21 protein-coding genes are annotated in these 23,065 nt (G+C 63.6%); 6 read left to right on the forward strand and 15 right to left on the reverse strand.

Annotated elements, in window-relative coordinates:
* From F4U95_RS10610 to F4U95_RS10620, 3 genes are all read right to left on the reverse strand, one after another.
* Positions 1 to 594: electron transfer flavoprotein subunit beta/FixA family protein (locus F4U95_RS10610; protein WP_150425657.1), on the reverse strand; the 594-nt coding region annotated here is incomplete at its 3' end.
* Positions 595 to 690: 96 nt separating this feature from the next.
* Positions 691 to 1,890: an ADP-forming succinate--CoA ligase subunit beta gene (sucC, locus tag F4U95_RS10615; RefSeq protein ID WP_120250556.1), complete on the reverse strand. Its 1,200-nt coding sequence runs from the start codon at positions 1,888 to 1,890 to the stop codon at positions 691 to 693.
* A gap of 147 nt (positions 1,891 to 2,037) precedes the next feature.
* A complete protein-coding gene (locus F4U95_RS10620; protein WP_150425658.1) occupies positions 2,038 to 2,358 on the reverse strand; it encodes a hypothetical protein in 321 nt (106 codons plus the stop codon).
* Between the two features lie 70 nt (positions 2,359 to 2,428).
* On the opposite strand from F4U95_RS10620, the gene F4U95_RS10625 reads away from it, so the two are divergent.
* Entirely contained in the window at positions 2,429 to 2,827 is a 399-nt protein-coding gene (locus tag F4U95_RS10625; protein WP_150425659.1) for a low affinity iron permease family protein, read from the forward strand.
* A gap of 23 nt (positions 2,828 to 2,850) precedes the next feature.
* On the opposite strand, the gene F4U95_RS24790 is transcribed toward F4U95_RS10625, so the two are convergent.
* Together F4U95_RS24790 and nhaA are read right to left on the reverse strand one after the other, a co-directional pair.
* The gene (locus F4U95_RS24790) at positions 2,851 to 3,024 is read right to left on the reverse strand and encodes a hypothetical protein (RefSeq protein ID WP_170267488.1); all 174 of its coding nucleotides are present in this window, start codon (positions 3,022 to 3,024) and stop codon (positions 2,851 to 2,853) included.
* A 117-nt stretch (positions 3,025 to 3,141) separates the two neighbouring features.
* On the reverse strand, positions 3,142 to 4,350 hold the full coding sequence (gene nhaA, locus F4U95_RS10630; protein WP_150425660.1) for a Na+/H+ antiporter NhaA: 1,209 nt from the start codon (positions 4,348 to 4,350) through the stop codon (positions 3,142 to 3,144).
* Between the two features lie 157 nt (positions 4,351 to 4,507).
* Between nhaA and F4U95_RS10635 the strand changes: the two genes are divergently transcribed.
* The 5 genes from F4U95_RS10635 (at position 4,508) to F4U95_RS10655 (ending at position 10,103) form a co-directional block, all read left to right on the forward strand.
* Positions 4,508 to 5,896, forward strand: a complete 1,389-nt coding sequence (locus F4U95_RS10635; RefSeq protein WP_150425661.1) for a glycosyl transferase family protein — start codon at positions 4,508 to 4,510, stop codon at positions 5,894 to 5,896.
* A complete protein-coding gene (locus tag F4U95_RS10640; protein WP_150425662.1) occupies positions 5,893 to 6,960 on the forward strand; it encodes a hypothetical protein in 1,068 nt (355 codons plus the stop codon). The genes F4U95_RS10635 and F4U95_RS10640 overlap by 4 nt, the downstream gene beginning before the upstream one ends.
* A 57-nt stretch (positions 6,961 to 7,017) precedes the next feature.
* Entirely contained in the window at positions 7,018 to 7,932 is a 915-nt protein-coding gene (locus tag F4U95_RS10645; RefSeq protein WP_150425663.1) for a sulfite exporter TauE/SafE family protein, read from the forward strand.
* Positions 7,932 to 8,693 carry a TIGR02186 family protein gene (locus F4U95_RS10650; RefSeq protein WP_150425664.1) on the forward strand — a complete coding sequence of 254 codons (762 nt, stop codon included), beginning with the start codon at positions 7,932 to 7,934 and terminating at the stop codon, positions 8,691 to 8,693. The genes F4U95_RS10645 and F4U95_RS10650 overlap by 1 nt, the downstream gene beginning before the upstream one ends.
* Before the next feature lie 87 nt (positions 8,694 to 8,780).
* The gene (locus F4U95_RS10655; RefSeq protein ID WP_150425665.1) at positions 8,781 to 10,103 is read left to right on the forward strand and encodes a DUF3422 domain-containing protein; all 1,323 of its coding nucleotides are present in this window, start codon (positions 8,781 to 8,783) and stop codon (positions 10,101 to 10,103) included.
* A gap of 3 nt (positions 10,104 to 10,106) precedes the next feature.
* Here the strand turns inward: F4U95_RS10655 and F4U95_RS10660 are convergent, their stop codons facing one another.
* The 10 genes from F4U95_RS10660 to F4U95_RS10705 form a co-directional block, all read right to left on the reverse strand.
* Complete coding sequence (locus F4U95_RS10660; RefSeq protein ID WP_150425666.1) at positions 10,107 to 13,433, reverse strand: glycosyl hydrolase; 3,327 nt, start codon at positions 13,431 to 13,433, stop codon at positions 10,107 to 10,109.
* An 18-nt stretch (positions 13,434 to 13,451) separates the two neighbouring features.
* On the reverse strand, positions 13,452 to 13,895 hold the full coding sequence (locus tag F4U95_RS10665; protein WP_211363975.1) for a hypothetical protein: 444 nt from the start codon (positions 13,893 to 13,895) through the stop codon (positions 13,452 to 13,454).
* Positions 13,892 to 14,800, reverse strand: a complete 909-nt coding sequence (locus F4U95_RS10670) for an alpha/beta hydrolase (protein WP_150425667.1) — start codon at positions 14,798 to 14,800, stop codon at positions 13,892 to 13,894. The genes F4U95_RS10665 and F4U95_RS10670 overlap by 4 nt, the downstream gene beginning before the upstream one ends.
* Positions 14,801 to 14,812: 12 nt before the next feature.
* Entirely contained in the window at positions 14,813 to 16,117 is a 1,305-nt protein-coding gene (locus tag F4U95_RS10675) for a family 1 glycosylhydrolase (RefSeq protein ID WP_150425668.1), read from the reverse strand.
* A gap of 28 nt (positions 16,118 to 16,145) precedes the next feature.
* Complete coding sequence (locus F4U95_RS10680) at positions 16,146 to 16,994, reverse strand: alpha/beta hydrolase (protein WP_150425669.1); 849 nt, start codon at positions 16,992 to 16,994, stop codon at positions 16,146 to 16,148.
* Between the two features lie 71 nt (positions 16,995 to 17,065).
* Positions 17,066 to 19,351, reverse strand: a complete 2,286-nt coding sequence (locus F4U95_RS10685; protein ID WP_150425670.1) for a TonB-dependent receptor — start codon at positions 19,349 to 19,351, stop codon at positions 17,066 to 17,068.
* A 39-nt stretch (positions 19,352 to 19,390) separates the two neighbouring features.
* The gene (locus tag F4U95_RS10690) at positions 19,391 to 20,221 is read right to left on the reverse strand and encodes a fumarylacetoacetate hydrolase family protein (protein WP_150425671.1); all 831 of its coding nucleotides are present in this window, start codon (positions 20,219 to 20,221) and stop codon (positions 19,391 to 19,393) included.
* On the reverse strand, positions 20,221 to 21,129 hold the full coding sequence (locus F4U95_RS10695) for a VOC family protein (RefSeq protein WP_150425672.1): 909 nt from the start codon (positions 21,127 to 21,129) through the stop codon (positions 20,221 to 20,223). Before F4U95_RS10695 ends, F4U95_RS10690 begins: the two co-directional genes overlap by 1 nt.
* Positions 21,126 to 21,557 (reverse strand): GlcG/HbpS family heme-binding protein, encoded by a 432-nt coding sequence (locus F4U95_RS10700; RefSeq protein ID WP_150425673.1) that lies wholly within the window; start codon positions 21,555 to 21,557, stop codon positions 21,126 to 21,128. Before F4U95_RS10700 ends, F4U95_RS10695 begins: the two co-directional genes overlap by 4 nt.
* A complete protein-coding gene (locus F4U95_RS10705; protein WP_150425674.1) occupies positions 21,554 to 23,053 on the reverse strand; it encodes a bifunctional 3-(3-hydroxy-phenyl)propionate/3-hydroxycinnamic acid hydroxylase in 1,500 nt (499 codons plus the stop codon). Before F4U95_RS10705 ends, F4U95_RS10700 begins: the two co-directional genes overlap by 4 nt.
* Positions 23,054 to 23,065 lie beyond the last annotated feature (12 nt).

Raw genomic sequence — 23,065 nt, forward strand, 5'->3', positions numbered from 1 at the left:
AGGCTTGGCCTTGGCCTTCATGATGTTGGGCAGCGACGCATAGCGCGGTTCGTTCAAGCGCAGGTCGGTGGTGATGATCGCCGGGGTGTTCAGCTTCACCGTTTCCAGTCCGCCATCGACTTCGCGGGTCACGTTGACGCTGCCATCGACAACCTCGACCTTCGACGCGAACGTACCCTGCGGCAGGTTCAGCAGCGCAGCCAGCATCTGGCCGGTCTGGTTGCTATCGTCGTCGATCGCCTGCTTGCCCAGGATGATGAGGCCAGCGCCTTCCTCTTCCTGCACCTTGGCGAGCAGCTTGGCCACGCCCAGCGGCTCGACCTCGTCATCCGTCTGGATCAGGATCGCCCGATCCGCGCCCATGGCGAGCGCCGTGCGCAGCGTATCCTGCGCCTTGGCGACGCCGATCGACACCGCCACGACCTCGGTCGCCACGCCCTTTTCCTTCAGGCGGATGGCTTCCTCGACCGCGATCTCGTCGAAAGGGTTCATGCTCATCTTCACGTTCGCCAGATCGACGCCCGTACCGTCCGCCTTAACCCGCGGCTTCACATTATAATCGATAACCCGCTTCACGGGCACAAGGATCTTCATCTCAACATCCTCCTTTATCAACGCCAATACGGGCACGGGCGGACCGTTTCCGGTCCCCCCGCACCCTTTGGCGTATCGTTCAGGCGGGAAAGCGGATCAGGCCGCCTTCCTCACTTCCGCCACGATCTTCTTGGCCGCGTCGCCCAGATCGTCCGCCGGGACGATCGGAAGACCCGAATTGGCCAAAATGTCCTTGCCCTGCTGGACGTTGGTGCCTTCCAGACGGACGACCAGCGGAACCGACAGGTTCACTTCCTTGGCGGCAGCGACGATGCCGTTGGCAATGATGTCGCACTTCATGATGCCGCCGAAGATGTTGACCAGGATGCCCTTCACCGCCGGATCCTTCAGGATGATCTTGAAGGCCGCCGTCACCTTTTCGGTGGTGGCGCCGCCACCTACGTCCAGGAAGTTGGCGGGGAATTCGCCGTTCAGCTTGATGATGTCCATGGTCGCCATGGCCAGGCCAGCGCCGTTGACCATGCAACCGATGTTGCCGTCCAGCTTGATGTAGGCCAGGTCGTACTTCGATGCTTCGACTTCGGCCGCATCTTCTTCGGTCAGGTCGCGCAGTTCGGCGATGTCCTTGTGACGGAACATGGCGTTACCGTCAAAACCGACCTTGGCGTCCAGAACCAGCAGGTTGCCCTGCTCGGTCAGCGCCAACGGGTTGACTTCGATCTGCTCGGCATCGGTGTCGAGGAACGCGGCATAGAGCGACGAAGCAACCTTCGACGCCTGCTTGGCGAGGTCACCGGTCAGGCCAAGGGCGTTGGCGATGGCACGGCCATGGTGCGGCTGGAAGCCAGCAGCCGGATCGACCGAGAAGCTGTGGATCTTTTCCGGGGTCGAATGGGCGACCTCTTCAATGTCCATGCCGCCTTCGGTCGACACAACGAAAGCGATGCGGCTGGTGGCGCGATCGACCAACAGCGCCAGGTAGAATTCCTTGGCGATGTCGGCACCGTCGGTGATGTACAGACGGTTGACCTGCTTGCCGGCGTCGCCGGTCTGGATGGTGACCAGCGTGTTGCCCAGCATGTCGGCCGAATGGGCCTTCACTTCGTCCAGATTGAAGGCAAGGCGCACGCCGCCCTTGGCTTCGGGGGCCAGCTCCTTGAACTTGCCCTTGCCGCGGCCACCAGCGTGGATCTGCGACTTCACGACATAAAGCGGCCCAGGCAGCTTCTTGGCAGCTTCGACGGCTTCTTCGACCGTGAAGGCGGCATAGCCTGCGGCGATCGGCGCGCCATACTTCGCCAGCAGTTCCTTGGCCTGATATTCGTGAATGTTCATGGGGCGTGCCCTTTCGCTGAAATCTGATGGTCAGCGGCTAAGCACAGGCAAAAGCACGGCGCCAGAAAATTTCGCAAAACCACTTTGCAAAATTGTAAAGTCTGCAAAGCCGATCGGTCCGCTTCAATACTCCATCGGCGGATCGGATCAAAAAGCGCAGGCCAGGGCGGACCGACTGGTAACGGCAAAAATCTCGGGATCTTCTAAGGCCCGGACTTTATGAAGCACATCCTCGACGCTCATCTTGCCACTGTGAGATTTGCGGAGCGAGGCAAGCGACTGGAGCTTCCGCAACTGCGTCAGGCTCAGACGATCCGCCATCCTTTCCGCCATGCAACCGGCCATGCGCGGCGACAGCCCGGCCTCCTCAAGCCCCGCGCGAAGCCGCGATTCGGGCGACAGAGAGGTGCAGGCGGCAAGGGCGAAAAGGGCGGCAGCCAATATGGCGCGGAAAGGAAAGGGTCGCATCGCGCTTTCCATGGCCTTTTCCGGCTGAACAAGGGATAAATGACGCGATTTCGCAAAGGACAATAGCATCATGGATCGGATTTTTGCGGCCCTGTCGCACCGCGTCGCCAATTGGGCGGGTCAGCCCAGCGCCTTCGCCCTGGCTCTTGTCACCGTCATCCTGTGGCTGGTGACCGGGCCGCTCTTCCATTATTCCGACACATGGCAACTGGTCATCAATACCGGCACCACCATCGTCACGTTCCTGATGGTGTTCCTGATCCAGAATGCGCAAAATCGCGACGGCTCGGCCATTCAGGCAAAGCTGGACGAACTGATCCGCGCCGTCGATACCGCCCGCAACGATTTCATCGGCATCGAACATCTGACCGAAGCGGAACTGCAACGGATCAAGAGCGCCCTGGAACGCGAATGTGGCGATGACGAAACCCATCGCCTGGCGATCGACAGGTTGATCCAGCGCCGCTGACGCACCCGATCACAGGCCTATCGTCAATGCGCTCGAATAATCAGTTGCTCATTTTCCCGACGATGCGCGTCGATCCGGTCGGTATAGCTTTGGGCCAGATTTTCATAAGCATTGCGCCCCTTCTGGGACCGCGAGCTTTGCGCCCGCATCAACGACATCTGCTGGCGGTGCAGCAGATAATTTACATCCATCTCCATGGTCGCCCTCCTCCCGTACATGACAGTGTAGAGATTGGTCGATCGGCCGAAAGCGCTCACGACTCGCAACATCAGCGGACTTAGAATAGCACTGTCCCTACCTGTTGACGAACCCGCTTATCGCGTCGTGGAGGCGGCCGGACGTGCGATCCAGCGCAATATTACATAACCCGACAGGGCCGACATCAGCGACCCGAGCAATATTCCGCCCTTCGCTTCCTCCACCAACAGGGCATTGTCGGGGAAGGCAAGCGCGCCGATGAACAGGCTCATCGTAAAGCCGATGCCGCACAGCATAGCCATGCCATAGACCTGCCCCCAACTCGCGCCGGCCGGACGCTCGGCGACGCCCAACCGCACCGCAGCCCAGACCGCCCCGAAAATGCCGGCCTGCTTGCCCAGGAACAGCCCCAGCGCCACGCCCAGCGATAAAGGCGCGAACAGCGCCGCCAGCGCATCGCTGCCAAGGTTCAGCCCAGCATTGGCAAAACCGAACAGCGGCACGATCAGATAGGCGCTCCAGGGATGGATGGCATGCTCCAGTCTATGCAGCGGACTGTCCACCGCATCGGGTGCGCCCGGCGAGCGGCGCAACGGCACGGTCATCGCCGCCAGCACGCCCGCAACGGTCGCATGCACACCGGACAGCAAGACGAGGAACCACAACAGCAAGAATCCCAGAAGATAGGGCCACAACATCTTCACCCCCGCCCGGTTGCAGGCGACCATCAGGGCCAAAACGCCCGCCGCTCCGGCCAGCGCCGCCAGATCGAGGCCATGGCTGTAGAACAAGGCGATGATCGCGACCGCGCCCATGTCATCCACGATGGCGACGGCGGTCAGGAACAGTTTGAGCGACGCCGGCGCCCGACTGCCCAGCAGCGCCAGAACGCCGATCGCAAAGGCAATGTCGGTCGCGGCGGGAATGGCCCAGCCATTGCCCAGCGCCGGGCGCCCCGCCGTGACCAGCATATAGACGAGTGCCGGCACAGCCATACCTGCCGCAGCCGCCACTATGGGCAGTCGCCGCTTGCTCCAACTGGACAGGCCTCCATCCAGAAACTCGCGTTTGATCTCCAACCCCACCAGCAGGAAGAAGATCGCCATCAACCCGTCATTGATCCACAAATGCAGAGTCATCGGCCCGATGCGCGGCGACAGGATCGGCCCCAACGGCGCATGCAGCACGGCGTGATAGAGATGCCCCGCTACCCCCGGCAGATTGGCCAGCAGGATCGCCGCCGCAGCCGCCATCATCAACAACATCGCACCGCCCATCTCGCCGGTTAGGAAAGTCCGCGGTGCAGATGGGGCTGGTCGGCTCATATTATCTCCGTTCACCATGCTCATTTAAAGGATGCGCCGTCACCAATTCTTACAATGAATGATAATTATTCGAAAAATACGTAAAACACTTGAAACATAGTGACGCAAATGCCATCCTCTTTCGCATCGGGGTATGGGGGTCAAGTCTTTGGGGGACATGTTGACCGCAGGCCTGATGGGCCTGCATCGCGAAATATTGCTCTTCGCCATCGTCGGCCTGGCTATTGGCGGACTGAACGATTTGCTGGTCGACCTCCTCTTCCTGCTGCGTCGCGGCTGGCGCGACATGACCGTCTACAGGCGCCACCCGCGCATGACCACCGCTACCCTGCCGCCTTCTCCATCGCCCGGCCGTATCGCCATCTTCATCCCGGCCTGGCGCGAAGCCGACGTCATCGGCGCCATGCTGCGGCACGCCCTTGCCTGCTGGCCGAATGACGACTTTCAAATTTTCCTGGGCGTCTACCCCAACGATCCGGATACGCTGGACGTCATATTCCCTGTCGCAACCGACGAACCGCGCATCCTGGTCGCCATCAATCCCCGTCCCGGTCCCACGACCAAAGCCGATTGCCTCAACGTCCTGTGGCGCGCGATGCTGGATGCGGAGGCCCGCAGCGGTCAATTGTTCAAGGCCGTCCTGCTGCACGATGCAGAAGACGTCGTCCATCCCGATGAAATTCGGCTGTTCGATTTCATGATCGACCGTTTCGACCTGGTCCAGTTGCCGGTTCTGCCGTTGCCAGGCCGCGGCAACTGGTTCGCCCGCGCCATCAGCAATCATTATGGCGACGAATTTGCGGAGAACCATGGAAAGGCCCTGACGGTGCGGGAGGCGCTGGGTGCATCCATGCCGTCCGCTGGCGTCGCCTGTGCGTTTGAACGACATATGCTCGGACAGTTGGTCAGGCCAGATTATGGCGGACCGTTCGATCCGTCCTCCCTGACCGAGGATTATGAAGCCGGTTTGCAGATCGCGCACCGGGGCGGCCGCGGCGTGTTCGTCCGCATGCGCGACCGGAACGGCACGCTCGTGGCCACCTGCGAATATTTCCCCAACAGGATAGATGCCGCCGTCAAGCAGAAGGCCCGTTGGATGGTGGGCATTTCATTGGCAGGGTGGGATCGGATGGGCTGGCATGGCGGCCCGGCGGAATGGTGGATGCGCATCCGCGACCGCCGAGCGACATTGGCGGCGCTGGTTTTGTTCGCCGCCTACATCACCTTCTTCCTCACATCCCTGATCGCCCTCGTCGCCTTCCTGACACCTTTGCGCCTGCTGCCATTCTCGCCGATCGTCACCTCTCTGATCTGGTTCAACAGCGCCCTTCTGGTCTGGCGTATCACGATGCGTGCGCTGTTCGTCGGACGCGCCTATGGCTGGCGTCACGGCCTGACATCCATCCCCCGCACCTTGCTGGCCAATTTCATCACCATAATGGCAGCGCAGCGCGCGCTTATCCTCTACGCCGGATCCTTGCTCGGCAAACCGCTCGTCTGGGACAAGACCCAGCACAGCTTCCCCGATCTGAAGACCGAGCCATGACCCGCAGCGCAAGCGGTCGCCCCTTGCGCTTCTTCGCCATGATGCTGGCAGTGTGGATCGCCATCCGCCTGCTCGGCCCGGACATCACGGTCCCACCACCCCTGCCCGGCCCTCATCATCCGTCTTCCTCGCTCGTGCTGACACCGATCACTCTCCTGGATGCCAGCGCCATGACCGCCATGCGCCCGATCCGCACGATCACCATGGCCGTGCGCGATCCTGACAGGCTGCCGCCAACGCACTTTGTGAAAGCCACCGCCATCCCCAGATCCGGCCACAACGATGGCATGCCGATCCAATTGATGGATTTCGTGGCCTCCGCGACGGACTTCACCCATGCGCCTCAGGATCATGCCCGCAATGACGGCGGCATCCACGCCCCAACGCCCAGCCCGCCGCCTTTGCCGGCCCGCCCACCCCATACCGACCGATGGCGCGCCGGCGCATGGCTGTTGTGGCGGCCCGACAGCGGCACCGCGAATGGCGCTTTTCCGGCAAGCCAACTGGGCGGATCGCAGGCCGGGGTGCGACTGGACTATGACATTTCTCCTCATGCCGCGAGCAGGGTCACGGCCTATGGCCGGCTGACCCGCGCGCTCCAGCGCCCGGCCGCGCCCGAAGCCGCATTGGGTCTGTCCATGCAGCCCGCCCGCACCATCCCCATCACCCTGGCGGCGGAGCGCCGCGTTGCCCTGGGCACTGGTGGCCGCGACGCCAATGCCGTGATGGCGGTGGGCGGCTTCGGCCCGAAGACGATCGCCCCCGCGATCCTGGGGGAGGCCTATGTTCAGACAGGCATCGTCGGCTTTCGACGACGGGATGCCTTCATCGACGGCAAATTTTCTCTGACGACACCGCTCGACGCCGTCCCCATCCGCCTTGGCGCGGCCTTGTCCGGCGGCGCGCAGCCCGGCGCCAGCCGCCTCGACATCGGCCCGGAAATGCAGATCCGCCTCCCGCTGCCGCAGGCCAACGCAAGGCTATCGGTCGAATGGCGGCAACGGATCGCCGGCGATGCACGACCGGGATCGGGCCTTGCCATCACCCTGGCTGCGGATTTTTGATTCAAACATCCTATCGCGACTTTATATCGTCGTCGGTTGGCGGTAACCCCGACCGGCATGGATCTTTACCTGCCTATAGCCAATCTGTCGGTCAACGCGCTTGTCATCATCGGTCTTGGCGGCGTGGTCGGCCTGCTGTCCGGCATGTTCGGCGTGGGCGGCGGCTTTCTCACGACGCCGCTGCTGATCTTCTACGGCATCCCCCCGACCGTCGCCGCCGCCTCCGCCGCGTCGCAGGTCACCGGCGCGAGCGTCTCGGGCGTGTTCACCCACATGTCGCGCGGCACGGTGGATTTCCGCATGGGCGGCGTTCTGATCGCCGGCGGCGTGATGGGTGCCGGCATGGGCGTCTTCATCTTCCGCCTGCTGCAATATCTGGGTCAGATCGATACCGTCATCGGCATCCTCTATGTGCTGATGCTGGGCGGCATCGGCGGCCTGATGGCCAAGGAATCGATTCAGGCCCTCATCGCGATCAAGACCGGAAAGCGCCCCTCGGCACGCAAGCGGCGGCACCATCCGCTGGTCGCAGCCCTGCCGATGCGCTGGCGCTTCTACCGTTCGGGCCTCTATATCTCGCCGCTCGCGCCGCTGCTGCTGGGCATGGCCACCGGCATCCTGACTATGTTGCTGGGCGTGGGCGGCGGCTTCATCCTGGTGCCGGCGATGCTGTATCTGCTGGGGATGGCGACCCAGGCAGTGGTCGGCACGTCCCTGTTCCAGATATTGTTCGTCACCATGGCAACGACGATGATGCACGCCATGACGACCAAGGCGGTCGATCTGGTACTCGCCCTGCTGCTGCTGATCGGCAGCGTCGTCGGCGCGCAGGTCGGCACCCGTATCTCCATGTCGATCCGCCCGGAATATCTGCGCATCCTGCTCGCCGCGATCGTGCTGCTGGTTGCGGCGCGCATGGCGCTCGGCCTTGGTTGGCGGCCGGACGAAATCTACACGATCGAGGTCGGCTGATGCGTCGCCTCGCCGCCCTGATCGCCCTGCCCGCAGCCCTGTTGCTGATCGGCGCGGACGAACCGCAACTGGTGCCCGATGTGTCGCAGCGCGACGTGGAAATCCAGTACAGCTTCACGGGCGCGGACCTGCTGCTATTCGGCGCGATCGTCTATCCCGACGGCCGCCGCCCCGAAAAGCCGGCTGATATCGTCGTGGTGCTGAAGGGGCCGGAACAGTCGATCACCATGCGCGAGAAGCAGAAGGTCGCGGGCATCTGGGTCAATGCCGATGAAGCCCAATTCCGCTCCGCGCCCAGCTTCTACGCCATGGCCTCATCCCGCCCGATCGACCGGATCGTCGATGAACGCACCGCCGCCATCTACGAACTGGGCGTCGACAAGCTTCAACTTTCGCCCTCGTCGTTGAACGAAAGTGGCGAACTGTCCCGCTTCCAGGCGGGGCTGGTCGATCTGCGCGCCCGGTCCGGCCTGTTCGTGGAACGGCCCGGAACGGTAGAGATTACCGACGGCGTCCTCTACCGCGCCCGACTGCCCCTGTCGGCGCGCGTTATCGTGGGCGATTACACCGCCGAAACCTTCCTGGTGCAGGACGGCCGCGTCGTCGCCGCCGCTGTCCGCGACATCACCGTGCGCAAGTCCGGCTTCGAACAGTTCATAGCCAGCGCCGCGGAACATTGGTCCTTCGTCTATGGTCTGGTGGCGATCGCCATGGCGGTCGGCATGGGCTGGGCCGCCGGCGCCATCGCCCGCCGCATCTGACATCTCATTCTTTGGATCAGTCCAATTGCGGCAAGCGCAACATGCCCATTAGCCTGAGAGCCAGCGGATTTGAGGGAACGACCATATATGAACGCCAGCACGGGCACAAGTGACGGCGCCTTTCCAGATCTGACGCAGCGCAGCCATCCCCTGCGCGCTTCGCTCTCGCGCGAGATGCACATTCGCAAGATGCCCCGCATGGACACGCCGGCTCGCGCCGTTCAGTTCATGATGATCGTCGATGAACGGCAGGCCCGCGACAGCATCGCCGCATTGCGCGACCTTTTGCCAACGGACGCCCCCTCCCCCGATGGCGACGATCGCTTCTTCGCCTGCCGTGTCGGCGCACTCGGCTTTTCCTGGGAACGGCATAGCGAATTCATCACCTACAGTTTCATCGCCGATGGCTATGGCGATCCGTTCGACCTGTCCCCCTTCGCCTCGATATTCCACTGGATCGACCATCTTCCCGGCCGGATCATCCGATCGACCCAGATCGCGCTGACCCAGCAGGAACCCACCAAGGCGACGGTCGCGGCCTATTTCATGCCGGACGACCTGACCATTTCCGATGTGGCGCAGGGCCGCGCCCGCGTCTGGGCCGACTTTCGCCTGCATGACAATGGCTTTGGCCGGCTGCTCGTCCATGACCGCGGACTGGAGGGTGCGGAAGCCTCCTTGTTGGTCCAGCGGCTTCAGGAACTGGGCAATTATCGCAAGATCGCCCTGCTGGGCCTGCCCGAAGCGCAGCAGGCGACGTCCATATTGGCCAGGCTGGAACAGCAACTGACCGACGTGACGAGCCGGGTTGCGGAACCGCAGGCCGACGCGGACGCCGTGCTGGAAACCCTGTCCTCGCTCAGCGCCGAACTGGCCCAGATCGTCGCCCGCACGCGCTATCGCATGAGCGCCACCCACGCCTATGCCGAACTCTGCTTCGACCGCATCCGCCGACTGGAGGTGGCGCAGGTCCGAGGCTATCGCTCGCTCGACGATTTTACCGAACGCCGCCTTCTGCCCGCCATGCGCACCTGCGACGCGTTCGGCCGGCGGCTGGAGGATTTGTCGCAACGCATCGCCTGGACCAGCGCCATGCTTCGCACGCGGGTCGACACGGCGCTGGCCCGCCGCAATCGCGACCTGCTGGCATCGATGGACCGCCGGACCGGCTTGCAACTTCGCCTGCAACATACGGTGGAGGGCCTGTCGGTCGTCGCGATCAGCTATTATGCGCTGGGCCTATGGCATCATATCAAGGAAGCGATCGAGCATCAGGGTGCACATCTGCCCGGCTGGATCGACCTGGCCCTGATCCCCGCCATCATCGCCGCCGTGTTTCTGGGCCTGCGCCAGATCAAAAAGGTCAAGCGCCTGCCGCCCTTGCGAAACGGCGAGACGCCCGACCATTGAGATCTATTCGGCGAACAGCTGCACCGGCCCGATCAGGCCGGAATGACGCAACGGCGCATCGGCCTTGTAGGTCGGCGCGGCGGTGAAGGTGATCTTCTCCGCACCGGGCTGCTGATCGCCGATCAGGCGATTGACCCACAGGTTGGCGACCTTGATCTCCAGTTCGTTGTTACCCGCCTTCACCAGCTTGCCGATGTCGAGCCGATAGGGTGCGAACCATGTGGTGCCGGCGGACTGCCCGTTGACCCGCACCTCTGCCAAGTCGCCAATCTTGCCCAGATCGATCCACAGCGGCGCGCCAGCCTTGATTCCCTTGGGCAGGGCAAATCGGCTGCTGTAGGTCGCCGTGCCGGAGAAATAGCGCACGCCCTTGTCGGCATTGCTCTCCAGCGGCGTGAGCCTCGGCATCGCAATCTTCGCCGGCGCACCACGTCCCGACTGGAAGCTGACGGTCCAGGGACTGCTGAGCGTAGCGACCTGCCGCGTCGGCTTGGCCGCAATCGTGGCCGATGCGACCTTGGCCGGATTGCGGAACAGGATGAAGAAAGCATCCTCCGCGCCGACATCGATCGGGATCACCGTTTCACCGCCTTCGGTGCGATAGGATATGGGAGTCGCAGTCCCATCGATCGCGCGCCAGAGTTCGGGCTGCTTGCCAACCACGCGGAAGCGCCCCTCGATCCGACCCGCCTTGTCGGTGCGGTTGTTGACGAAATAGAGGTCTCCATCATCCAGCTTGCGGTGGATGAAGCGATAGTCCGCATCCGTCGCACCGCTGGAAATCCGGAAATCCGGGCTTATGCCAGAACTGTTTAGTGCGGCTTCGGCGTCCTGACTGGCGATGACTTGCCCCTTGCCGACAGCGGCTCCACGCCAGAGACGATCGGCCAGCGCCCTGAAGGCTGCGGCGTCATCCTGAAGGCCTGGCGCCCGTTCCGGCGCATTGCCGATGACGGTCGCGCCCGCCTCTACCAAAGCGGCGATGCGCTGCAGCGTTGCCAGCGTCATCACCCGGCTGGACCCGCCAAGGTACAAGGCGCGATAGCGGGCCTTGCCGGCCACCAGTTCGCCCTTGTCCACGCTCATGCGGTTAGCGAGGATATCGGCATTGACGAAGTCATAGGCATAGCGGGTCGGCAAATCGGCCGGCACGCCATGCTCGAATAGCGACGTGATCGGCGCATCCTCGCCATAGAAATAGGCGAGGTCAGCATGATCGCGGCCTTGCTGGAGCAGATAGCCGGTACGCGACATATAATCGACCCATGGCTTGGCCATGTCCGCCCAGCTTTCATGCCGGTTGAAATATTGGCCGAAGATCATGAGGCTGAGGCCCGGCAGCTTGTCGTCCACCGGCTGATGCACCGACGTGTGGACGATCGGCCGGTTGACCCCCGACACGAATTCCAGGTCGATGACGCGCTTCAGGTCCGACGGCGCAAAGGCCCAGGGCGCGAAGGCCGATGTCATGCTTTCCGCCGAAACGACATTCTGCCCATAGATATGGGCGACCGAGGCCGCACCCTTCATGTCGCCGATCAGCGTCGGACGCGGCGCAGCGCCCCGGTTGAAAGTCCACATCGCCGCCATCGGCACATCGGCATGGGACCGCATGGTCAGATCGTCGCCCAGCACCGGGCGCCCATTTTCCAGCGCTTCTCCATACACGGTCAGCCCATTTTCATGCGCGACCTTCGCCACCGTGCCATAATGGGCGTCGGCCAACAGATCGGCCAGCGTCTGGCGATAATCATGCAGGAAGGCATCGCTGCGCGCGAGCGACCCCACCACCGCGCCGGTCAGCGCGGGCAGGAAAGGCACCGGGTCATAGCCACGCCGCGCCTTGAACTCTTCGACCATGCGCGGGGTCCAGTTGGACGCGCCGACCTCGATACTGTCGGTCAGCAGGGCGCGGATACCCTTCTTCCCGATCCAGTCGGCGCCCACCGTGTCACGATACATGCCCAGATAGGTTTCGAGATAGCGGCGGACGGCGGCGGCGTCATACTTGTCGACTTCCAGGCCGGTCGCTTCGGGGGTAGCGGGATGGTTGGTCTTGCCGGTCAGCGAATAGCCCAGGCGCACGATACGCCAGTCGCCACCCCTGGGCGCGGTCCAGTCCAGCATACCGTCGGGCCGCAAACGGTCCGTCAGGTCGACGATTGTCGCTGGATCGATCGCAGGCACATCGGGAGCGCCCCCATCGCTCAGCGCATTATAGTCCGGGACAATCCCGAAGCCGGCCTTCACCTCATATTGGTCGATCTTCGCGTCGGCCGACAGGCGCAGGTTGCCGATGCCCAAATTCGGGCTATCGGGACGCGCAAATACGTCCATCATCACCGCGCCGGGCGCGCCATCGCCCAATCCGGGCGACTTGGGCGCATCATTGGGCGAAAGCACAAGCCGGAAACGCCGCGCCGTGACAGGCGCGAAACCGATCGTGGCGGATACTTCGGTCAGGGTGAAGCGACCGACCGGCCGCCAGCCCTGCGCCGTTTCCGCCTCCAATGTGGGGCGATAGGCCGGATCGCCGAAAGGTGGGCGGGCATGGGGTACGAACAGGCTGGCCGAACGAATGGTGACAGTCTTGCCATAGTCCAGGATCAGAGCGCCGGGACGGGCGGCGTCGCCCTTCATCACTTGGGCCACGGTTTCCAGATCGTCGTCCAGCAAGGGCGTGGCGCCGATCGCGCTGCCATCGGCTTGCGTCACTTTGGGTAGCGGCAGCAGCGTCGTGACGACCGGATAGGCCAGCACGCGGGCATCGGCATAATGACTGGGCAGCGATCCGCTCTCGGCTCCGCCAGACAGCGGATCGCTGAACTTCGCGCTCTGGAACGGCCCCGTGACGGCGGGCGGTGCGGGCAAGGCGCCCTTCAGCCGCTGGCCGCCACGCAGGTCGGTTTCGCTCCAGACCAGCTTCTTCATCGCATCCTGCGGCTTGACCCAGGGGCCGCCCGTCTCGCTCCAGCCCGGCGATGCGGCGATGGCGAATTCCAGCCCCTTTGCGTCAGCGGTCTGGACGGCGTGACGGAAGGCATCCTTCCAGCCGTCGGTCATATAGGGCAGTCGTTCCTTGACGATCTGCGGCGTCATCAGGCTGGCGTCGAAATTCTGTACCCCGCCAATGCCCATGCGGGCCATCCAGTCGAGATCCTTGTCGATCCCTTCCTTGGTCACATTGCCGTTCATCCAGTGCCACCAGACGCGGGGCCGCGCCGACTGGGGCGGATTGCGGAAGCCATCGGCCAGTTCGTCCGCCAGCACAGGCGTTGCAAGGACGGTGCAAGCCAGCAGAGCGGCAAGGCGAAGGGTACGGGACGTCATCGGGGCAATCCTCTTTTATCAGGCGGTGCGGACAGCCGGCACAAATCGCCGCAGCGCCAGCGTGGCGACCAGCGCGCCGAGCACGCCGCCATAAGCAATTTTAATCGCTAGGGCGGCGCCCCAGCCGATGGCCGACAATCCAGCCGCACCGATCGACAAAGCCAGCAATCCGCCCAAACCGCCGCCGGCCAAGGCGAACAGTGCAGCGCGGATCAGGATCGGCCGCAACGCCGGTCCATTCCCCAGCCGTTTTCGGGCGATCAGCGCAGGCACCAGCGCGCTCATCAGCGCGACCGCGATGCTTTGCGGCACGAAATCGATCGCCAGATTGTCCGGCGCCATCCAGCCGAGCGGACGCGACACGGTTCCGAATACGCCCAGGAAGAAAGCCAGGCTCAGCAAGCCATTGATGACGACGCTGATGCCTGCCTCCCGGCGGATCGACACGGTCGGCGTCGTCACTGTCCGGCCTTCGCGTTCAGCAGGCCGCGCATCTCCATCCAGGACAGGAATTGGGGCAGCAGACCCATGGTCGTGGTGCCGGGCTTGCCCATACCGAAACCATGATCGCCACGCTCATAGGCGTGAAGCTCCACCGGCACATGCGCGCGTCGCCAGCTTTCGAGCAGGGCGTAGGACGGATTGGGAAACAGGCTGTCGTCATTGGCGATGGCCGCGAACATGGGCGGCGCATCGGTCGGCACATCGCGCGCCAGCATCGGACCATAGACATAAGCGATGAAGGACGGGCGATCGCTCCCCTTCCCTTCCAGCGTCGCGTTCAGCGTGGTCATCGCACCGGCAGAAAAACCGATCATGCCGACCCGCTTGGGATCGACGCCCCATTTGCTCGCATCCCCTCGTACCATTTTCAAAGCCGCCAGCGCATCGAGCGTAGCGCGCGGTTCGGTGATACCTGGCGCGGCGGTCGGGTCGCGCAGCGAGTCCGCCATGCGCTTGCCCATATAGGCGGACGCCTCAGCGGTATCCGCCGGGGTCTGGTTCAACCGATATTTCAGGACGAAGGCGGCAATGCCATGATCGGCCAGCCAGCGCGCCACGCTCCAGCCCTCATGCTCCATCGACAACAGCATGAAGGCGCCGCCCGGCGCCACGATGACCGCTGCGCCGGTCGCCTTGGCGGGATCGGGCAGAACCGGGGTGATGGTCGGCACGGTAACGTTGCGAACGGCCAGATCCTCGCCGAAGCGCACCCAATTCTCGGTCGATCCCTTGGGTGCCTTCATCTGCGGATAGAGCGCGATAGCATTCGGTTCGGCCGGCGCCTGCGCGGGGACCGGGACAGGCATTTGCGCAATCGCCGGCGCAGCCATCAGCAGCGCGGCGATAAGAGCGAAACGCGTCATGGCATCCCTCCCTTACAGCGCGTTGCGGCGAGCGATGGCGCCATAGACGCCGGCGCTGGGCTTGGGCGTCCGGGCAAACGTCACCGGATCGACGCTATGCAGCCCGAATTTGGGCTTATAGCCAAAAATCCATTCGAAATTGTCGAGCAACGACCAGTGACAATAGCCCTGCACCGCAATCCCATCATCCATTGCAGCCTTGAGGCCCCCTAGCGCTTCGGGAATGAATTTGGCGCGGATCGCATCGTCCTCCGTCCCGACGCCATGTTCGGACACCAGGATCGGCACGCCGGTCGCTTCATGGGCGTAGCGGACCGCGCCAGCCAGTGACCCCGCCCAGACTTCGGTGCCCGACCAGTTGACGGTCGATCCCTTGGGTGCTGGCAACCGGCCCTTGTCGCCCCACAGTGCGCGTTCGTAATTCTGCACGCCGATGAAATCGTCGCCCTTCGCGACGTTCAGCCATTCGCCATATAGTTCGCCGCGCATGCGGTCGCGCACCGACGCCTTGCCCACCGCCTGATCGTCCATCATGGCCAGCGAAATGCCGACCGGCAGGTCAGGCCGTACCGCCTTGATCGCCGCCTTGCCCGCCTGATGCGCGGCCAGCAGCCCCTTCTGCAACGCCGGCAGGTCTTCGACATCGGCGACATTGGCACTGACGAATTTAGGCACACCCAGCCGCTTGGCAGCGGTTTCCAGAGTCAGCTTTTGAATGGCCCACACCTGCGGCGGCAACATGGGCTTGAGCAGCAACAGGATATTGGGTTCGTTGAAGGTGATGACGCTGTGGATGCCCTGCCCCAGGGCGCGGGTCGCCTTGTCGCAATAGCGCGCGAACAGCGATGCGCTTTCCGGATTGGTCCAGCCGCCCTGCGCACTGAACCAGCGCGGCGCGGTGAAATGGCTATAGGTCACGACCGGCGCCAGACCGCGCGCGCGGCAGCCTTCGATCACCGCCTTATAATGGTTGAGCATCGCCTGGCTGAACAGGCCTTTCTCTGGCTCGATCCGCGCCCATTCGATGCCAAAGCGATAGCAGTTGAGGCCCATCGCTTTGGCAAGGTCGAGATCGGTTTCCCACAGCGCGAAGCTGTTGCAGGCGTCGCCCGATGGCTGGCTGAATACGGTAGGCTGCTGGTTTTCCAGAAACCACAGATCGCTGGCGATATTATTGCCCTCGATCTGGTGCGGCGCGGTGGCCGTGCCCCACAGAAAATCCTTGGGGAAAGCCGGGTCGGCACTTTTGCGCGCGGCAAAGGCGGGGGCGGCCATGGCGGCTGCGCCGGTGGCCAGAAGGGTTCTGCGGTCCAGCATGATATCCGTCTCTCCGATTATATGATTGTCAGGCAGTGGTTTCGCGCACGAAGGCGCAGATTTCGTCGGACAGCCGCCGGTCGGCGGTGCCCAGATGCATGGCCATGCTGTAATGATTATGGCCGGACTGAATGATGGCGCGCGGCATCGCGCCATGACGGTCGAGCCGATCCTGCATCAGCCCCAGAAATTCGGCCTGAAAGCGCGGCGGGTCGAACTCGGCACAGGCAAGCAGCAGCGGCAAACTGGTCGACGCGACGGCCTCCAGCGGCATGCGATCAGCATACAGCGCCGGGTCGCCATAATAGAGCATGTCCCGCTGATCGAGCGACGTATAGCCGTAAAGCCCCGAAAGCAGGATGGCGGCGCGAATGTCGCGATCCCCCGCCAGCTTCAGATAGCCCGCGACATGCACGGCGCCCGCCGACGTACCCATCAGCACGATGCGATCGGGATCGCCGCCATGCTGCGCAGCATGGCCTTTGAGCCAGGCGACGACCGACGCGACATCCTCCGCCCCGGCTGGCCAGACATGATCGGGCGCGAGCCGATAGTTGATGACGACGCCCAGAAAACCCGCCTGCGCGGCCATGCGCCCGACATTGGCATTGGGCCAGGCATCCGCCCCACCCTTGTCGCCTTTCAGGAAACCGCCGCCATGCACGAAGATGATGATCGGCGCCGAGTCGCTACCCAGGGGCCTGTAGATATCGAGGCGATGCCGTTCGTGCGGCCCATAGGAGACATCCGCCACGGACACCGGCACCTGCGCGAGCAGCGCCATCTGCTCATCGTCGAACAACACCCGGCACTGGTCGAGAACATCCGGGCCAAGGTCGGTACCCAGCGCCGCGATGGCCTGTCTGATCTGGTTCATCCGTCCTCTTTCCCATGCCACACGCCAAACAGGCATGGCGAAGCCTATCGCCCCGCCATGCCTCTGTCAGATCAGAACTTCGCGTCGAAGCTGATGCCCACCTGACGGAAGGACTGCGGGCCATAGATGGCACCGATATTCTGCTCGCGCTGATCGGTCGTATAGGGGAAATCGCTCTGCATCAGCGACGGTTCATGCACGTTGAACAGGTTGCGACCAAACACCGCGACGCTGTAGCGATTATCATCGGTGCGAAGGCCAATCCGGCCACCCACCAACCAGTGCGAGCGGAAGGTCGTCAGGCTGTTCGAATTGGCTTCATAGCGCACCCGCGACTTCCACACCGTATCGGCGGCCACAAAGCCATTGAGGCGACCGGTCACCGGCGCTTCATATTCGCCCGACAGCGTAAACTTATATTTGGGGGCATAGGCCAGCTGCGAGCCGCCGATATTGGTGCCATCCGTGCCGATGAAATTGGTCGGGTAGGTCGCCTTGGCGTAGATGAAGCCGGTATTGAGCGACAGACCTTCGAAAACCTTGCCGAAGAAGTTGATTTCCGCGCCGCGCGATTTTACGCCATTGATGTTGGTTTGAACGCAGGAAATAACGGCGGTGCTGTCCACGGTGCACTGCTGCGCCTGGAAATTCTTGATCTTCTGATAGAAGACGCTGAGATCCGCGACCCAGCCACCGAACAAGGTTGTCTTGAGGCCCGCTTCATAAGCCATCGGGATTTCGGGCAACACGACGAAAGGCTTGGCCGGGGCCGACGGGATGGCGATCTGGCCACCCTTGAACCCGCGCGATGCGGTGGCGTAGATCATCATGTCGCGAGCCAGATCATATTGCGCGCCCAGCCGCCAGGAGAATTTCTGGACGTCCAATATGGTGCGGCTGAACGGATCGGCGGGCGTGAAATAATCATAACGATCCATCGACAGTCGATCGGTCGTGTACCGGCCACCGGCAATCAGGCGCAGGCTGGGCGACAGATGGAAGGTGCCCTGACCAAAGACGGCAAGCGATTCATCCTGAATGTCGAGATCGGCGCCGGGGTTGCGCACGATCGGGATGGTGAGGCCGGGGAACGGCACTACCGACACCGACAGGCTTTCCGGATCTCGTGTCTGCTTCTGGTTCGAATAGAAGACGCCGGCAGTATATTCCAGGAACTGGTCGGCAGGCGAACTGACCCGCAATTCCTGCGTGAACAGGCTCAGCTTGCGGTTCACCGCACCGTTGCCGACCTGCAATTCCAGCGGATCGCCACGAAATACGTTGGTCGCCGCGCCAAAGCCCGTCTCGCTCGACTTGCGGTAGGCAGTGACGGACGTCAGCGTGAACGGATCGGCCTCATAATCGAGCTGGAGCGAGCCGCCATAATTTTCCGTGCGGCCGACATAGGAAGAGCCGGAGCAATATTTCTGATTGCCCTCACCCGGCGTCACACCGCAGCTTGCGAGCCGGGCCGTGATGCCGACGCTGTCCCGCAGCAGACCGCCCAATGCCGTGCCCGGACCGCTGGTCTGAACGAAGGTGAAGAAGTCGCCACCATTTTCGGCGCGGCTCTTGGTATAGTCGCCGATCAGGTTGACGGTCAGCCGCTCGGTCGGCTCCCAGAGCAGACGCCCACGCACGCCATAACGATCATTATCGTTGTAATCGCCGGTCAGCGCATTCTTGTTCACGCCCTGGCGCAAATTTGTGACGCCCGATACGCGGACGGCTGCATTGGATGCCAGCGGGATGTTCACGACGCCCTGAATGACCTGATTGCCGAACTTCGACCCGGCGGTGCCGGCATTGGACAATTCGGTGCGCACCCGCGCGGAAAATCCGCTGGGGTCGGGCGCGTTGGTCGTGATGTTGATCACGCCGGCCGACGTCGTCAGGCCGAACAAGGTGCCCTGCGGACCTTTCAGCACTTCAATCCGACTGACGTCGAACAGGTCGGAAATATTGGCATTGCCCTGGCTGACCTGATCGACGACCACGCCGACCGATGCGACGGCGCCGGCCGAGAAGGTCTGGGTACCGATACCGCGAATGGCGCCGCCACCGCCGGTATTCTGGCCCGGCGCCTGCTGGATTTCCAGCGAGGGCGCGACGCGGCTGAGGTCGTTGACCGTGTTGACCTGCTGCCGCTCCAGCTGTGCCTGATTGGCGACGGTGATGGAGATGGGCACCTCCGTCACCTTTTCAGCCTTGCGCTGGGCGGTGACGATGATGTCCGAATTGGCGTCCGCCGCGTCTGCTGCCTGCTGCGGCGTGGCGTCCTGCGCAAAGGCGGGCACGGCCAGGGCGATGACGCTCGCACCAGCGAGCGCCGTGATGGTCAGGTTGAACTTACGCATGATGTCCCTCTCCCTTTCTTATGATTGGGTGATTGTTGATTATTGTTCGTCGATGATGCGGTTGGTGAGCGTGCCGATGGTGCCGATGCTGATTTCGACCTTGTCGCCGGCCTTCATGTACAGCGGCGGGGTGCGCTTATCGCCGACGCCGCCGGGCGTGCCGGTGGCGATGACATCGCCGGGACTGAGCGGGGTGAAGGCCGACACATATTCGATCACGGTCGGGATATCCCAAATCATGTCGCCGACCGGCTGGTCCTGAAGCAGTTCACCGTTGAGGCGCGTCTGGACGCGCAGGGCGTTCAGGTCTTCAATCTCGTCCGCCGTCACCAGCGCCGGGCCGAAGCCGCCGGTGCCGGGAAAGGTCTTGCCCGGCGTGAACTGGATATTGTGCCGCTGCCAGTCGCGCGCGCTGCCGTCGTTGAAGGCGGCATAGCCTGCGACATAGTTCCAGGCATCGGCCGCCGCGACCTTGTGCGCGGGTTTGCCGATGACGATCGCCAGCTCGCCTTCATAGTCGAAGCGTTCGGTCACGTTCGGCTTCACCATAGGCTGGCCGTCGGCGACCAGGCTATCAGCATAGCGCACGAAGATCGCCGGATGGGCTTTCTGTTCGCGACCGGTTTCCTTGACATGCTCGGCGTAATTCAGGCCGACGCACAGGATCTTGGCTGGGTCGGGAATGACCGGCAGCAGCACGATGTCGGCCGCGACAAAGGTCACCCCATCGGTCAGCGCCGAAAGGCTACCCTCGGCCAGTGCCGCCTTCAGGCTGGGCGTCGCGTCGGTCGCCAGTTCAACGATCGTCTCACCATCCAGGCGGCCGAAACTGGCAGTGCCGTCGGGGCGGCGGAAGCTGACATAACGCATTAGTGATTTTCCTCTGTCAGGACGTCCAGCGGCTGGACCTGCCAGTCGCGGCGATGGCGAAACTTCTCCTCGGCGGCGCGCAGGCCGTCGAAATCCTTGTCAGACATGCCCCATTGGTCGATCCGCTTGGCGGGCCAGGTCCAATCTTCCGGCGCGCCGGCCTGATAATCGTCAGGCACCTTGTTCACGGCGGTCGAAAATTCGATCACGGGGCCAAAGGGGGCGATGAAATAGGCAAAGACATTGGCGCCCGGCCCATGGCGTCCCGGTCCCCAGGCCGGCGCCATGTCCTGATCGCGCAGGCGGCCGATGCCGCGCATCACCGCGTCCAGATCCTCCATCTCGAAGGCGATATGGTTGAGGCTGGCGAACCCGGCGCGGGCGAAGGCGGTCGAATGGTGGGAGTCGTTGCAGCGCACGAACACCATGCCCTTGGTCCGGTCCGACACGCGGAAGCCCAGCGCATCTTCGACCAGATGGCCGGTCGCTTCGGCGTCCGCGCTGTTGAACACGACATGGGTGAGCTTGACCGGCAGGTCGGCGCCCTCGATCGGTGCGACTTCGGCCGCGTCGACCAGAAAGCGGAGCAGTTCACCCTCCGCCAGTTCTACGATGATGCCATGGCCGCCGCCCAGGTCGCTGGAGGAGACGGGCGCGGCAGGCAGGCCTGCTTCGGTGACGCTGCGCTTCAGCTGCTCCAGCCGGTCGGCGGTGCAGACGAAGGTGGTCGAGCGGACATAGGGCTGCGCCGACTCTTCCAGCGCGACCAGATAGGGATAGCTGCCCGATCCGCGCAGATAATGGATATCGCCGACGACATCCGCCGGGGCCATGCCCCATATGTCGGTCAGGAAGGCCGCCGCCTCCGCCGCACCGGGCAGCGCCAGTTCGATACTGCGCAACTTCATTTCACGTCTCCCTGGGAAAGGCCGGCGGCAAGAATGCCCGCGATGGCGCAGGCCTCGTCGCAGTCGCCGGTGTCGCCACTGATCCCGACGGCGCCGATCACCGCACCTTCCACATCACGGATCAGGACGCCGCCGGGGGACAGAGCGAGCCGACCGCCGGTGGCGGCGACGACGCTCTGAAAGAAGACAGGGTTGGAAGCGGCACGCGCGGCCATTATCCGCGTATCCGCCCCCATCCCCAGCGCACCTGCGGCCTTTGCCTTCGCGATGTCGAAACGGAACAGGCTGGCGCCATCCTCGCGCATAGTGGCGACGGGATGCGCGCCGGCATCCAGCACCACCACGGCCAGCGGCTGCGCGCCATCGGCGCGGCCCTTGGCCAAGGCAGCGTCGATGATGGTCCGCGCCTGATGCAGGGTTAGGCTCATGCGGCGATCTCCTGATGGGCGGCGCCGGCGATCAGCGCGTTGCGCCGGGCGATCAGATCGCTCGCCTTGCCGGTGCCGAAAACATAATGGTCGGGCCGGACCAGCACGGACTCGGCGTTGCGGGCCGCCAGCCAGGCGGCGATCGCGCCGCCGTCGTCCAGTTGCGTCAGTTCGATGACGGTCACATCGCCATCCTCGATCGCGGTGCGGGTGAAGAGGCGCCAGCCGCACCCCGTTACATCATCGAGCAGCCGGTCGCCGACACGCGGCTGGATGAAGCGTTCGCCCGCGCCCGCCGTGCCGGCTGCGACAATGCCGGTGGCGATGGCGGGGATCAGGTCGGCGGCGGTACCCTGCTGCGCGCTTTTGGCGGCTTCGCGCATTTTCGCGTCCCGCTCGGCGGCCGCTGCCGGATCGAGCATGCAGATATAGCGGCCCGCGCCCACGGCAGCCGAAATGACGGCGCGGACATGGGGGTCGCGCTCGGGCTGATAGGTATCGAGCAGCGCGTCGGGCGCCCGCCCCTTCAGCACAAGGTCGAGCTTCCAAGCCAGATTGGCGACGTCGCGCAGACCGTGGCACATGCCCTGCCCGAAAAAGGGCGGCGTCTGGTGCGCGGCATCGCCGGCCAGAAACACGCCGCCCTGCCGCCACCGCTCGGCGATCAAACCATGAAAGCGATAGGTGGCCGCGCGCACCACCTTGTGCGGCACCCCGGAAAGATAGGGTTCGACCAAAGCGGCGACTGCCGCCGGTTCCATCATCGCCTGGTCGTCTTCGCCCGGCAGCAACATGAATTCCCAGCGGCGATGATTGCCGCGACCCGGCACGATCGTCGCCGGCCGCTTGGGGTCGCACATCATCACCGACAGCTTCTGCAGGTCGGCGGCTTCGGGCACGCCCCACAGGTCGGGGAAGCGGACCGGGCCATCGACCTCGGCATCGACCACCAGCCAGGGTTCCTCGAAATCCAGATCATCCAGCCTGATGTCCAACGCCTTGCGCACGGCGCTGCGCGCACCGTCGCAGGCGATGACAAAGCGGGCCTGTTCGCTGCGACCGCCAGACAGGCGGAGCGTCACGCCGTCCGCATTCTGCTCCAACCCTTCGAATGCGACACCGAGTTGGACAGTTATATTGGGGTGTTCATTCAGCGCGTCGCGGAGGTGATCCTCCAGTTCGGGCTGGTAGAAGAAATAGTCGTTCGACCAGCTGAATGGCCGCGCCCGGCCGACCGTACCCATGTAGCGGATGACGCCATGGTCCGCGCCGACATGCAGATGCCCTTCGGTATCGCGCATGTCGCCTGCGACCCGATCAATGACCCCGGCCGACTGGAACAGGCGCATCATTTCATGGTCCAGATGCACCGCGCGGGGCAGCGGATAGGCGCGCGCCTCCTGCTCGATCACCAGGACCGAGGCACCGGATTTGCCAAGTAAATTGGCCGCAAAGGCCCCCACCGGCCCGCAGCCGATGATCGCAACGTCGAACATGAAAGCGTCTTT

The sequence above is a fragment of the Sphingobium limneticum genome (assembly GCF_008710165.1).
Classification (GTDB): Bacteria; Pseudomonadota; Alphaproteobacteria; order Sphingomonadales; family Sphingomonadaceae; genus Sphingobium; species Sphingobium limneticum.

Coding starts and splice junctions, on each gene's coding strand:
- F4U95_RS10685 (WP_150425670.1), bottom strand. CDS start 19,351: ATGCGTAAGTTCAACCTGACCATCACGGCGCTCGCTGGTGCGAGCGTC.
- F4U95_RS10670 (WP_150425667.1), bottom strand. CDS start 14,800: ATGACGCGTTTCGCTCTTATCGCCGCGCTGCTGATGGCTGCGCCGGCG.
- F4U95_RS10625 (WP_150425659.1), top strand. CDS start 2,429: ATGGATCGGATTTTTGCGGCCCTGTCGCACCGCGTCGCCAATTGGGCG.
- F4U95_RS10645 (WP_150425663.1), top strand. CDS start 7,018: ATGGATCTTTACCTGCCTATAGCCAATCTGTCGGTCAACGCGCTTGTC.
- F4U95_RS10620 (WP_150425658.1), bottom strand. CDS start 2,358: ATGCGACCCTTTCCTTTCCGCGCCATATTGGCTGCCGCCCTTTTCGCC.
- F4U95_RS10675 (WP_150425668.1), bottom strand. CDS start 16,117: ATGCTGGACCGCAGAACCCTTCTGGCCACCGGCGCAGCCGCCATGGCC.
- nhaA (WP_150425660.1), bottom strand. CDS start 4,350: ATGAGCCGACCAGCCCCATCTGCACCGCGGACTTTCCTAACCGGCGAG.
- F4U95_RS10640 (WP_150425662.1), top strand. CDS start 5,893: ATGACCCGCAGCGCAAGCGGTCGCCCCTTGCGCTTCTTCGCCATGATG.
- F4U95_RS10655 (WP_150425665.1), top strand. CDS start 8,781: ATGAACGCCAGCACGGGCACAAGTGACGGCGCCTTTCCAGATCTGACG.
- F4U95_RS10650 (WP_150425664.1), top strand. CDS start 7,932: ATGCGTCGCCTCGCCGCCCTGATCGCCCTGCCCGCAGCCCTGTTGCTG.
- F4U95_RS10705 (WP_150425674.1), bottom strand. CDS start 23,053: ATGTTCGACGTTGCGATCATCGGCTGCGGGCCGGTGGGGGCCTTTGCG.
- sucC (WP_120250556.1), bottom strand. CDS start 1,890: ATGAACATTCACGAATATCAGGCCAAGGAACTGCTGGCGAAGTATGGC.
- F4U95_RS24790 (WP_170267488.1), bottom strand. CDS start 3,024: ATGGAGATGGATGTAAATTATCTGCTGCACCGCCAGCAGATGTCGTTG.
- F4U95_RS10700 (WP_150425673.1), bottom strand. CDS start 21,557: ATGAGCCTAACCCTGCATCAGGCGCGGACCATCATCGACGCTGCCTTG.
- F4U95_RS10660 (WP_150425666.1), bottom strand. CDS start 13,433: ATGACGTCCCGTACCCTTCGCCTTGCCGCTCTGCTGGCTTGCACCGTC.
- F4U95_RS10695 (WP_150425672.1), bottom strand. CDS start 21,129: ATGAAGTTGCGCAGTATCGAACTGGCGCTGCCCGGTGCGGCGGAGGCG.
- F4U95_RS10680 (WP_150425669.1), bottom strand. CDS start 16,994: ATGAACCAGATCAGACAGGCCATCGCGGCGCTGGGTACCGACCTTGGC.
- F4U95_RS10635 (WP_150425661.1), top strand. CDS start 4,508: ATGTTGACCGCAGGCCTGATGGGCCTGCATCGCGAAATATTGCTCTTC.
- F4U95_RS10690 (WP_150425671.1), bottom strand. CDS start 20,221: ATGCGTTATGTCAGCTTCCGCCGCCCCGACGGCACTGCCAGTTTCGGC.